The 12,727-nt window shown below is 50.9% G+C and carries 10 protein-coding genes; 7 read left to right on the top strand and 3 right to left on the bottom strand.

Translation table 11 applies throughout. The annotated features are described in order from the left end of the window. Positions 1 to 57 precede the first annotated feature (57 nt). Complete coding sequence (locus AR688_RS11825) at positions 58 to 657, bottom strand: methylamine utilization protein (protein ID WP_068234184.1); 600 nt, start codon at positions 655 to 657, stop codon at positions 58 to 60. Beyond that, positions 647 to 1,510 carry a DUF4394 domain-containing protein gene (locus tag AR688_RS11820; RefSeq protein ID WP_068233688.1) on the bottom strand — a complete coding sequence of 288 codons (864 nt, stop codon included), beginning with the start codon at positions 1,508 to 1,510 and terminating at the stop codon, positions 647 to 649. Before AR688_RS11820 ends, AR688_RS11825 begins: the two co-directional genes overlap by 11 nt. A gap of 249 nt (positions 1,511 to 1,759) precedes the next feature. On the opposite strand from AR688_RS11820, the gene AR688_RS11815 reads away from it, so the two are divergent. The 6 genes from AR688_RS11815 (at position 1,760) to AR688_RS11790 (ending at position 10,788) form a co-directional block, all read left to right on the top strand. Continuing rightward, positions 1,760 to 3,382, top strand: coding sequence for a methyl-accepting chemotaxis protein (locus AR688_RS11815; RefSeq protein WP_068234182.1), 1,623 nt, complete (start codon positions 1,760 to 1,762; stop codon positions 3,380 to 3,382). A gap of 118 nt (positions 3,383 to 3,500) precedes the next feature. Continuing rightward, on the top strand, positions 3,501 to 4,136 hold the full coding sequence (locus AR688_RS11810) for an alternative oxidase (RefSeq protein ID WP_156420288.1): 636 nt from the start codon (positions 3,501 to 3,503) through the stop codon (positions 4,134 to 4,136). Positions 4,137 to 4,528: 392 nt separating this feature from the next. Continuing rightward, positions 4,529 to 8,464, top strand: coding sequence for a di-heme oxidoredictase family protein (locus AR688_RS20650; RefSeq protein WP_068233683.1), 3,936 nt, complete (start codon positions 4,529 to 4,531; stop codon positions 8,462 to 8,464). Between the two features lie 196 nt (positions 8,465 to 8,660). Further along, positions 8,661 to 10,211, top strand: coding sequence for a PepSY-associated TM helix domain-containing protein (locus AR688_RS11800; RefSeq protein ID WP_197412209.1), 1,551 nt, complete (start codon positions 8,661 to 8,663; stop codon positions 10,209 to 10,211). Continuing rightward, positions 10,202 to 10,525, top strand: a complete 324-nt coding sequence (locus AR688_RS11795; protein WP_156420287.1) for a hypothetical protein — start codon at positions 10,202 to 10,204, stop codon at positions 10,523 to 10,525. Before AR688_RS11800 ends, AR688_RS11795 begins: the two co-directional genes overlap by 10 nt. Continuing rightward, the gene (locus AR688_RS11790) at positions 10,522 to 10,788 is read left to right on the top strand and encodes a DUF3325 family protein (RefSeq protein WP_068233674.1); all 267 of its coding nucleotides are present in this window, start codon (positions 10,522 to 10,524) and stop codon (positions 10,786 to 10,788) included. The genes AR688_RS11795 and AR688_RS11790 overlap by 4 nt, the downstream gene beginning before the upstream one ends. A 6-nt stretch (positions 10,789 to 10,794) precedes the next feature. Here AR688_RS11790 and AR688_RS11785 read toward each other — a convergent pair whose 3' ends face one another. Beyond that, positions 10,795 to 11,391, bottom strand: a complete 597-nt coding sequence (locus AR688_RS11785; RefSeq protein ID WP_068233672.1) for a TetR/AcrR family transcriptional regulator — start codon at positions 11,389 to 11,391, stop codon at positions 10,795 to 10,797. 120 nt (positions 11,392 to 11,511) lie between these two features. Here AR688_RS11785 and AR688_RS11780 point away from each other — a divergent pair, with 120 nt between their 5' ends. After that, a complete protein-coding gene (locus AR688_RS11780; RefSeq protein ID WP_082694765.1) occupies positions 11,512 to 12,678 on the top strand; it encodes an MBL fold metallo-hydrolase in 1,167 nt (388 codons plus the stop codon). The last annotated feature ends 49 nt before the right edge of the window (positions 12,679 to 12,727 follow it).

The raw sequence follows: 12,727 nt of genomic DNA, 5'->3' as shown, positions 1-12,727 counted from the left end.
AATTTAGGGCTTAAGCGAAAGAGATTAAAACAATTTTGCGCTGCTGTCTTGGCTAAACTATTTAAGCTTTACCTGCTGCAAGGGCGTTTTAGAGTTAAGGCTGAGCGGCAGATTTGGCACATCGGCTTCTGATAACAGCGTTTTATGCCATACGCGCAGGGTGTAGTCGCCGGCTGGAACGTCATTTAACACGGCCAGGCCGTCGTCGTTGCTGTGGCTGTAATATGGCGTGTCCAGCACCACCACCCAGGCAATCATCTGATCATGAATATTGCAGCCCAGTGCCGCTACGCCGCTTTGCTCAAATACAACCGGATCGGTAGGGGTGCCGACATACAGCTTAATTTCAAACTGCTTGATGGGTGAAAAAGAATAGACATGATGGCGCACGGTGTCTTCATTAGGGAAGGTTACCGTGGTACCACGCGGAATAACCAGCACTTCAGGGATAAAGGTGGTATTGCGCTGAATAATGTTGGCAGTGGCGGCAGGTTTAACCGCCGCGGACGCTGATACAGATTCCAGAAACACCACTGCGCCTGCCACGGGCTGGCCGCTGCTATGCTGCACCTGCACTTGTAACTGCGTTGCTAACGTTACCGGCGGCAGCAGAAATACCGCTGCCAGTAACAGGTTAAGAGACAGCTTAAGGTTCAATGGCGATACCTGCCAGTGCACTGCCATCGGCCAGTGTGCCGAGTTTTTGGGTTTTACCACTGCTTAAATCTATCTGATAAAGTGTGCTGGCCGGTTCGGCTGCCGTGCTGGCAGCAACAAGGCCGATATTGCTCAGATCAGAAATATCAAAAGATACCTGCTGCAATGCTGTCAGCCCCAGGCTGCCGACAGTAAATAGCTGCCCGGTATTGGGTGATACCGCTGGCGTTGTGCCTTCTTTGGTGCCCTGGGTCAGCAAATTACCTGCTGTGATATCTATGGCGTAGTTGGTGGTTATTTTACTGTCTTGCTGGTTGTAAGTGTAAGCCGCAGCAGTAACCGCCGGGGTTTTGCCATGGTGCGAGTCGTCTGGCGCATACTGCAGTGTTGGGTCGGTTGACGCCAGCTCAGCTGTTACCGGGTGCAGGCGCAAGTTTTGGCCTTTGTCATTAACAACACGAATGCGGTCGGCTGCTGGGTTAAAATCAAAGCCGAACTGGCCTTGTTGTAAAGTGCCTGCAGGTAAAGGCGCACCTACCGCAGTTAAGGCACCAGTACCGGTGTTAATGGTGTAAAGCTGGCCTTTATCTGATAACGCAAATAACACACCATAAGCCACGCGATAATCTATACCTTGCAGCATTTCACCTTTTGCCAGGCCGGTAAGCGTTTTTTGCTCAATAACTTTATCCGGTGCCGAAGGGTTAACTTTAATTAACTGATTGGCCTGGTTAAGCAACCACAGTACTTCATTGCCTTTAAGCTCTGGCATAGCCGCTGCGTTTATGCCGGATGAGAGCAAGCCAGTAACAGCCAGTAGGGTAGAACCGAAAACCTGTTTAGTTATTTTCATATTGTACGTCCTTTATCTGTTTTAACTGGCCTGCAATACGCTGGCCGTTATAATTATAAAACACAGCATTAGTGAGGTAAGTTGATCTCTTCGCTGTAGTTTTCACGTATTACGGTATAGCACTGTTATTGGTTTAGTAAATATAAATCCGCACTGTTGTATGTATCTACCATAGAGCCTTGCGTCCTGTAACCAGCATCCTATGCTTAGTCTGTTTCATATAATAAATTGCTGTTGGATGAGGAACTTATGTTAAGAAAAATTAAAATTGGTAAAAGGCTTGCCGTTGTCTTTACATTGATGGTGTCGCTGACAATCATTGTTGGTGCAGTAGCAAAGTATCGTTTTGCTGAAACGGAAACGAATATCCACAATATTGCCGACCGCCGCCTGCCCGCTTCATTGCTGGCCGGAGATATGAACCGGGAGTTTTTGTTAGTTCGTTTATACACCCTCAATGTTATGTATGCCAATTCTGACGCGGATCGGCAATCGGCACAAACAACATTACAAAATGCCATGCGCAGCTATCAGCAGGCGTCAGACAGTGCGGCAGCATTTCATAAAACGGCGGCGGGAAGTGCGGTATTTAGCCAGGTGGTAACGGCTAAACAACAATACGATCAGTTACACCAGCAACTGCTGGCGCTAATTAATCAGGGGCAGTTGGAGCAGGCCGAGCAATTTCGCCATCAGGGTTTAAATGATGCGGCACGCAAAGTGACTGATGCGCTGATGGCCGTTTCGCATTACCAGCAAACCACGGCTAATCAGCAAGCCGAAAGTGCCAAGCACAGCATTGGGCTTGCCTTTATGAATATGATTGTGGTGGTTGTTATTGCTGTCATAGTTGCTTTGGTGCTTGGGCTGATGCTAAGCCGCAGTTTAGTCCGGCCAATGCAGGCGGCGGTATCAATTAGCCAGAAAATTGCAGCGGGTGAGCTTAATCAGGTTTTCCATGATGACGAGCCGGACGAAGCCGGCGAAATGATCCGCGCTATGGCACAAATGCAGCAACAATTAAAAACCACGGTACATGAAATAAACCAGTCTTCATCGCAACTGGCGGCTACGTCTGAAGAGCTAAGTGTGGTAACAGAGCAATCTAGCCGTACCTTACATCAACAAAGTGAAGAGCTGGAGCAGGGCGCAACGGCAGTAACCGAGCTCACGACCGCCATTGAGGAAGTTGCCCGCAGTGCTGCCTCAACTTCGCGTGATTCCGAAATTGCCAACGATAAAGCCCGGCAGGGGCAAGAACGGGTAAACCATACTATTCACACCATTCAGGCGCTGGATGGCGAGCTACAATCGTCACGCCACGGCATTGAAAAGCTGGCTGACAGGGTGAAAGACATTGGTTCGGTGCTGGGGGTTATCCGGGCTATTGCGGAACAAACCAACTTATTGGCACTAAATGCTGCGATCGAAGCTGCCCGCGCTGGCGATAGTGGCCGCGGTTTTGCAGTTGTGGCAGATGAAGTGCGCGCTCTGGCGCATCGCACCCAGGAGTCGACTAAAGAAATTGAACGGATGATGCATGCGGTGCAGGCTGAAACCCACAACACGGTAGAAAGCATGAACAGCTGCAGTGGTAAAGCAACCGAAACACTGCAAATTGCCCAGCAGGCAGGCGAAGCCTTGCAATTGATTGCCGAAGCTATTGGCCAAATTAGTGATCAAAACCTGACCATTGCCAGCGCGGCAGAAGAGCAAGCCACGGTGGCCCGAGAAGTTGACCGTAATTTGGTGAATATTCGCGATTTATCAGTACAAACTTCTGCGGGCGCCAATGAAACCCAGGCATCAAGTGCAGAGCTGGCCCGTTTGGCACAAACACTTAGCGAACTGGTAAACCATTTCCGTGTATAAATTTGTGCTGGCATAAAGTATTGCAGCAGCTAACAATCTTAGCTGCTGGTGTGATGCTCAGTAAGGGTTCAGTTGCCTTCTGCTACGGTGCCTAACCATATCGTACCAGGAGATACTGATGTCTGAAGAGCAGTTGAACCCGTCTGATCCTTTAGCCGCGCACCATAAACCACAGAATTTATCTGATCGTATCGCCTTTCGCTTAACCAAAATGCTGCGCTTTTGCGCCGACACCTTTTTTGCCAAACGTTATGGCCATCGTGCAGTTATTCTGGAAACCGTAGCAGGTGTGCCGGGTATGGTGGCTGGCATGTTGCGCCATATGCGCAGTTTGCGCCGCATGGAAGACGATCATGGCTGGATCAGGGTGTTGCTGGATGAGGCCGAAAACGAGCGCATGCATCTGATGACCTTTATTGAAATTGCCAAACCGAACTGGTTTGAGCGCATGCTGATCCTGTTGGCGCAGGGCCTGTTTTTTACCGGCTTTTTAGTGCTGTATATGGTGTCAGCAAAAACCGCGCACCGCCTGGTGGGCTACTTTGAAGAAGAGGCGGTATACAGCTACAGCTGTTATCTGGCCGAGATAGAAAGTGGCGCAATTGACAATATTGCCGCACCTCAGGTGGCAATAGAATACTGGAAATTACCCGCTGACGCCCGCTTGCGTGAGGTGGTTATTGCCGTAAGAGCCGACGAAGCCGGGCATCGTGATGTTAACCACGATTTTGCCAATCAGTTAGCTCAGCAGTGAGTATTCTGCAACTAATATATGCCTTATTTATCACAATAACTTGACCTGCTGGTTAATCTCATCTAGCTTAAGTAAGCGCTTACATTTTGATGTAGACATAATAATACTGCCTGTGCCACGGGTAACAAGGCAGAACGGATAAGCGCAGCAGGACAGGATAAAAGTAATGTGCAGCAACAGGTGGCAATACCTGCTGTTAAAACGCAGCCCGCTAAAATACCGGGCTGCCACACTATTGTTGTTAACCCCACCAGCAAAATGTGTTTTGCCGCTGTTGTTATAGCCGTAAAACCGTTTTCACACTCAGCATGCCTTGTCTGGCACGCTTAAGCATGCAGTAAAAGCTAGCGGCGTGACCCGTTTAATTGCACATAAACTGTGGGTTATTGCACATGAAAAACAGTCAAAACAATCCGGCACAGCACGCTAAGCTATGGCCGTCATTTTCTACTTTGCTGGCACTCTGTTGTTTAGGTGTGTCGCACGCTTCTTCGGCAGATGTAACTAATCCTGTTATTGGTAATCTGTTATTTGAAGATAATTTCAGCAGTTTGAACAGCAACACATGGAATGAAATTGACGGCGATGGCTGCCAGGTCGGCTTATGTGGCTGGGGCAACCAGGAACTGCAGTGGTATAGCGCAGACAACCTGAGCATTGAAGATGTACCGGGTGAGCCCGGTAATAAAGCGCTGGTGCTGCAGGCGCGTAACGACGCTATAGGCGGGCGCGCTTTTAGCTCGGGTAAAATTGATAGTGAACAAAAGCTGGCCGTGCAGTACGGCATGATAGAAGTGCGTTTGCGGGTGCCGCAGCTGGGTATTGGCTTATGGCCTGCCGCCTGGATGCTGGGCACCAGTACCGCCAGTTGGCCGGCCAAGGGCGAAATTGACATGATGGAAATGGGCCATCGTGCTCAGGGTAGGGCGGAGGCTGGCCACCCCGGTGCGGATATCAATAGCTATGTCGGTGCCAATGCCATTTTTTACGCCGATGCTGCCTGTGTGCCGGAAAACCCAACCTGCGCCGCCATGACAGCTTGGCAAACCGACAACGCCTATGTAGCGGCCCAGCCGCTGAGCAACCGTTTTGTCACCTATCGCACTTACTGGACGGACACCCAACTGCGTTTTACCGTAATAGACAATGGTGTTGAGTACGATATGTACGATGCACCCATCAGTATTACTGAGGAATCCAGCGAGCTGCAGCAACCGTTTTATTTGCTGTTTAATATGGCGGTAGGCGGTAACTTTACTGATGCCGCAACGAATGCGCAGGTGACGGCGCCGTTGCCCGGTAAAATGTATATCGATTACGTACGGGTATATCAGCTAAACGGTATGGGGCAGGTATTTAGCGGCAATGTAAACCCACCGGAAACGGGGAGCTTTGGCGTATTTACCGATACTACACCGACAAGCAACCAACTGCAGGCCGGTGTCAGTTCAGATATTTATATCTGGAACCAGGCGTCAGTAGTGGCGGGTAACACCGCACCGCTGGAAGGCAATAATGTTATTGCCTGGAACTACACCAGCCCGAACCAGTGGTTTGGTGGTGGAATTCAAGCCCGCCAGGTGCGCGATATGAGCAACTTTGCCAACGGCAGTATGAAGTTCAGTATCAAAATCCCGGCTAATGTTAGCTTTAAAATTGGCATTGCCGATTCATACACCAATGAAAACTGGCTGAACTTCCCCGCCAATGAAACCCGCTATGGTTTGGTACGCAACGGAGACTGGGCAGAGGCCACTATTCCGGTTGCCGATTTACGTGGCGAGCTAATCGCGCTACAGGCGTTAACCGGCATGTTTTACATCGCCAGCATGGATGGCCAGTTACCCGGCAGCAGCTTTGAGTTTGCGATTGATGATATTGTCTGGGAAGGCGGCGGTGGCAATGCGCTGGCCGACAGTGATGGCGATGGTGTGCCTGATAACCTGGACCAATGCGCCAATACTGCCAGCGGTACAGTAGTGGATGCAAACGGTTGCCCGGCTGCCGCCGGGGCTTTTGGTGTGGCGCAAACGGCGGCCGATAGTGTGCGGTTTTTTGTTAATAGCACAGGCTGGGCTGATGTGCATTACCGGGTAAATAATGGCGGGCAAATTAATGTCGCTATGCAACAGGCAAGTGGGGTAAACAGCTACCAGGTATCGGGTTTAGCGCCCGGTAGTGTGCTGACATATTTTTTTACCTACTGGGATACCGCGAATGGCTATGCTGTTGATACGGCAGAGCAAAGTTTTACCCTAAGCGGTAATGGCGGCGGAACTAACCCGGATCCGGGCGGGCCAGATCCTGATCCGGTCCAGGACAGTGATGGCGACGGTGTGAATGATGCACTGGACAATTGCCCCGGCACGCCGGCCGGTACACCGGTAAATGCCAATGGTTGCCCGCTGACAGCACTGAATGTAGTGCCGTTATTTAATGCGGCTACACCGCTGGAGAACGCGATTCAGTATGATCGCGGCGATGCCTTGGTTACCCGTTTTTCTGATCGCGCCCGCGACAGACATGCCAAGGAAAACCATTTTCAGGCTTATGATCATTACCTGACGTTTTACTGGGAAGACAGAACGGCTGCCATTGAAATTGTCGACTACGTCGCCAAAGGCGGCAGCAGTATTCGGATGAATGTGGTGACGCAAAATAAACTGCATGACACCGAAGCAGAAAACCGCTGGTGGTATATCGGTATGAATACGCTGGCAGAGTTTTGCGGTAATGGTGTGATGAACATGGTAGATAACACCCACTACTGGAAAGAAGAAAGCTATAACTGCCGCGAAGGCCGGCCTATTCAGGTGGGTGATAAGCTGGAGTTTGAAGTCAGCCAGTTTTTAGATGGCTCTACCCTGCCGCGTGGCCGCGCTAACTATTATGGCACCACTTTTTTATATATTGTTGGCCAGGGCATAGTGCCATGGGATGTTACCGATAAAGAAATTTTCCAGCCCGGCCGCTATTTACAGCGCGATTCAGTGCCGCTGCCTGCCAGCGCGCGTTTAGGTGGTGACACCACCCTGCATGTACAAATGACTGCCGAGCCAGACGGCCATTTTCAACAAATGGCGACTAACCTGGGTTACGACAATGGCCAGCCTTTTGTACTGGGACGCCGCTTGCACCATACCTCTTTTGTTGATGGCAGCCATGACGAAAACGCCGAAAACGGTATTTTTGCCGGCATGGTGGGGTTAGCGGGTTCGAATTATATTAACCAGCGCTGCTCCGGCTGCCATGTGCGTAATGGCCGGGCTCCAATTGGCGCCGTTGGCTCGCCGCTGGACAAATGGGTATTTCGGGTAGGTAATGCCGATGGTTTATCACATGCCGAATTAGGCCGGGTATTGCAACCACGGCGAAACGGCAGTGCCAGTAATGAAAGCATGCCATCTATTGCTTCGTTTACTGAAAGTAACGGCCTGCGTACGCCTAACTACCAGTTTAGTGGCACTGTGCCTGACACTTTCTCGGCCCGTATTGCACCACAGTTAAACGGTATCGGCTTGCTGGAGGCCATACCTGAAGCGGCAATATTAGCGTTGGAAGATATTGATGATGCCAACGGTGATGGCATTTCCGGCCGTGCCCATCGCGTGATTGACCCCGTTACCGGTGAAGCGCGTTTAGGCCGCTTTGGTTATAAAGCGGCAACTGCCAGCGTAAGACATCAGGTAGCTGCTGCACTCAATAACGATATGGGCGTAATGACTACGATATTACCCACACCAGACTGCGGCGCCAGCCAGAGTAATTGCGGCGCGGGCGCGCAGTTGGCAGATCAGCATCTGGATAATCTGGTGAAGTACATCTCGTTGCTGGGCGTGCGGCCACAGCGTGATTACAACAACCCGCAGGTGTTGCAAGGCAAAGCTGTATTCAGCACTATCGGCTGCAACGGTTGCCATACCGAAAGCTTTCAAACCAGTGAATATCACCCGCTGGCAGAGTTACGTAACCAGACTATCTACCCGTACACCGACTTGCTGCTGCATGATATGGGGCCGGGCCTGGCGGATAACTTAGCCGAAGGGGAGGCTGGCGGTTCTGAGTGGCGCACCGCACCACTATGGGGCCTGGGTTTATCCGCCTGTGTTACCGGTGGGGTAGCAGGCAATATAGGTTGGGATGCGTTTGGTCTGGATGGCTATGAGTATTGCACGCCGGATGGCAATTATCTGCATGACGGCCGCGCCCGCACTATTGATGAAGCGATACGCTGGCACGGTGGTGAAGCAGAAATAAGCCGGGTGAACTACCAGAACCTGTCGGCAACAGACAAAGATGCCTTGTTGGCGTTTTTAAACAGCTTGTAGCCAATAGCAACCCGCTTACCTGAACGGCACTCAATAGTAGTGCCGTTTTTGTTAATGCATGCAAATGATAATTGTTATTGTTTGTGCTTTATGCTAATAATGCCAGCCTTCTTTACAGGTACAAAAACGCACAGTAGCCACCGCAGTAGTTGCCTCTGTTGTTACATAATACGGCCGTGCATTAAAGGTAAGACGAATGAAAGCAAGATTCCGCGACAGCATGACCTGGCTGCATACCTGGTCCGGGCTGGTCGTTGGCTGGGTGTTGTTTGCGGTATTTTTAACCGGCACTCTGGCATTTTTCCAGCACGAAATTACCGACTGGATGCAGCCCGAACTGCAACATAAAGCCAATCCTGAGCATAGCCTGACACAGGCGCAGGCATTTTTGCAGCAAAAAGCGCCGGGCTCTGTCAGTTGGTCTGTGTCGTTGCCTGATAATCGCTCAGCTACTACTAATCTGTTTTGGCGTGATGCCAGCGCCGGCCGGCGTGGTTTTCAGCGTGCTACGCTCGATGGCAACGGTGAGGAAGTCGCGTTAAGAGACAGCCGTGGCGGCAGCTTTTTATACCGTTTTCATTTCGATTTACATTATATGCCGGTGCTGTGGGCCCGCTGGTTGGTGGGCATTTGCACCATGTTTATGTTGGTGGCTATTATCAGCGGCGTAATTATTCATAAAAAGATTTTTAAAGATTTCTTCAGCTTTCAGCCGGGCAAAGGGCCGCGCAGCTGGCTGGATGCGCATACTATTACGGCTGTGCTGGCGTTGCCGTTTCATTTAATGATCACCTACACCGGCCTGGTTACGCTGATGTTTATGTATTTGTCCTGGGCTATTTCGCTTGGCTTTGGTGATCGCAATACCCTGTTTGAAACCTTAACCCGGCAACCTGCGGCGGTGGTGGCCAGTGGTGAAGCGGCCGCTATGCTGCCGCTGCAGCAGCTGTATCAACGGGCAATGTTACAGTTAAGCGGTGCGCCTATTGCTTTTGTGGCAGTGAATAATCCCGGTGATGCGGCTGCCACTGTGCAGTTTACTGAAGGCAGTACGCAGTCACTTATTGTGCCCGGCCGTTCGCTGATGTATTCGGCTGAGAGTGGCGAATTGCTCAGCCAGCAGCAACCACAGTTGGCCGCCGAGCATACCCGCCGCACTATGGTGAATTTACATGCAGGCCGCTTTGCTGGTTTGCAGCTGCGCTGGCTGTATTTTATCAGTGGGGTGATGGGCACGCTGATGATCGCTACCGGGCTGGTGTTATGGTCAGAAAAGCGGCTGCGAAAGCAGGGCGCTAATAATAAGATAGCGCCGGGGCAGCAACTGGTACGCTGGTTAAATGTCGGCGTTATTCTGGGTTTGCCATTGGCTGTGGCAGCGTATTTTTACGCCAACCGCTTACTACCGCTGGCGCTGGAAAACCGCGCACAGATGGAAATTCACTGCTTTTTTGCCGGCTGGGCGTTAATGCTGTTGTATCCGTTGCTACGTGGTATAGGCAACAGCTGGCGCGAGGGCGCCTTGCTGCTCGCAATAACGTATTTAGCGTTACCGCTGCTGAGCATACTCACGGTGCAGCGCAATGTACTTAGTTACCGTTTTCCTGCTGACACCACCTTAATGGCCGTTGATTTGGCGTTATTACTAAGCGCCGCCAGCTTTTTTCTGCTGTGGCGTTTTACCTTGCGCCGCGAGAATAAAGCTAAACCGCAAAGCGATGCTTCGCAGGAGCTGACATGCCGTTAATATCCCACCCCACAATGCAGTTAAGTTACCGTCTGTTATTGGCCATTGCCGGCGGCTTTTACCTGAGTATTCTGGCCACGGCGGCTGTGCCCGGCATTCTGGCGCTATCGGGGGCAGATAAAGCCGGTGCTTTTGTCTGGCTGATGCTGCTGAGCTTTGTCTGGTACAGCCTGATTATTCTGTGGGTAATAAGCACTAAGCGGTTAGGCAGAACCAGCCTGATCTTGCTGCTGTTAAGCGCCGGCTTATATTTGAGCCTGGTTTACACCGCGCTGCCGACAGATGTCAGCAACAAAACGGAGCAAGCCGGATGATTGTACTGTGGCTATTATGTTTGGCCAGTTTTAGCCTGCTGAGCCTGGCCATGCCCCGCTATCGCCGGCTGTTTGGCTTGCGCCATTTAAGTCAGCGCTCAGAGCGTGGCTGGCGGCTAAGCGGTTTTGCACTATTACTGTTGTCTTTCCTGCTGGTGTTGCAGCGCCAACAACTGGCTGAAGACTTAGTCACCTGGTTTGGTATTCTGACCATGACAGCACTGCTGATAGCATCGGTGCTGGCATACCGGCAGCGGCGTTAACTAACGTTATTTAGCCTGATACCTCGCCAGAAACAGCGCTATAGCTTCGTTAATAATATGCGCCTGTTGCGCCGGGGTCTGTTGTTCCAGACCAAATAAACTGGGGTAAAATACAAAGGACTTCAACTGGTAAATAAACTGCTTGCCTGCAAAGGGGATATCGGTAATTTTCAGCACCCCGGCAGTGCAGGCGTCGACTAAAAATTTGTCTATATAGCGCTTGCAACCCAGGCTGCTGTCGCTCATCAGCTGTGCCAGTTCCGGGCGCTGCATAACCTGCATAATGGCAATTTTGGCCACCCGTAAAAAAGCGGCAGAGCTAAGCAGCGCAACTTCATCCTGCGCTATGCGGCGTAGTTGTTGATCAATTGGTACGGCAGCATCAAACTTTACTTCACCGCCTTGCGCCAGTTTGTCGAACATACGCTGCAAGATTGCCTGAAACAGCGCATCCTTAGTGGCGAAATGGTTGTATACCGTACGTTTTGATACTTTAGCCTGCAGTGCCAATTGGTCCATGCTGGTATGTTCCACACCGCTGCTGTGGAACAGTTCTTCTGCCGCATCAAGTATTTGCATGCGTTTCTGGTCTGTTAGTTTCATCGTTTTTAGCCTTGCATTAGTGCCGCTATTGTAGCCCAAGACAGAAAAAACTGCACTAACCAGTTTACTTGTGCGTTTTTGTATGTAAACTGCACGGTGTAGTTTATGACGGGTGAGCTTATGCGCAGAGTAATTAAACCACTAAGCTGGCTGCTGGGCAGTCTGGCGCTGACAGGGGCAGGAATAGTGATGCTAAATACCAAGATAGTAGCGAATGTTGATGCAACAACCTTAACGGATGCCAGCCAGTATCAACATGGCAAGTTTCATAATGTGCATGCTTTTGAACAACCGGGTTTGCTTAAAACGCTGGAAATTGCCAAACGTTATTTCACTGAGCCGGCAGTAGACAAGGTGCCGGCGAAAACCATACCGCTGCAGCCACTGAGCCGGCAGCAACTTGATGCCTTGTCGGATAACGATGTGCATTTTGTTAAGCTGGGGCATTCATCGGTGCTGTTAAAAGTGTATGGTGAATACTGGCTGTTAGACCCGGTATTTTCGCAGCGCGCTTCGCCGTTTTCATTTCTGGGCCCGAAACGCTTTCACCAAACGCCAATCAGTATTGCTGAGCTGCCAGCCATTGCTAAAGTGCTGATTTCACATAACCACTATGATCATTTAGACAAAGCCAGCATTAAACAACTGGCAGCGAAAACCACGCAGTTTTTGGTGCCGCTGGGGGTAGAAACCGACTTACAGAAATGGGGGGTGGCAGCAGAGAAAATTCAGCGTTTTGACTGGTGGCAGGAGCAGGTCAGCGACAATGCGCTGATTGCCTTTACGCCAACGCAGCATTTCTCTGGCCGTGGCATTGGTGATGGTAACACCACTTTATGGGGCTCCTGGGTAATTAAAACTCTGGCCGGTGCGGTGTATTTCAGTGGTGATTCCGGTTACTTTGATGGCTTTAAGCAAATAGGCAGTAAATATGGCCCGTTCGATATCAGCTTTATTGAAACCGGCGCTTACGATAATGACTGGGCGCATATTCATATGACGCCGGAGCAAAGTGTGCAGGCGCACCTGGATGTAAAAGGCCAGGTAATGGTGCCGGTACATAACGGTACTTTTGACCTGGCGTTTCATGCCTGGTATGAGCCACTTGAGCGGGTTAGTGCAGCTGCAACACAAGCTGATACCGCACTGTTAACACCAGAGTTTGGCCAAGTGGTGTCTATGTCACAATTGCATAGCAGTGTGGTGCAAAACAGCCACTGGTGGCAGGCGCTGATACCGCAGGCTGAACTGGCTGCAACTGGCGCTACCGAAGCGGCAGCTCAATAGATTACGACCCGGCCGTTAAGTGTATGCTAACCGGCCGGGCAATAGCGGT

It is taken from the genome of Rheinheimera sp. EpRS3 (genome assembly GCF_001513785.1).
GTDB lineage: Bacteria > Pseudomonadota > Gammaproteobacteria > Enterobacterales > Alteromonadaceae > Alishewanella.
This window is presented reverse-complemented; position numbering and strand designations above follow the sequence as displayed.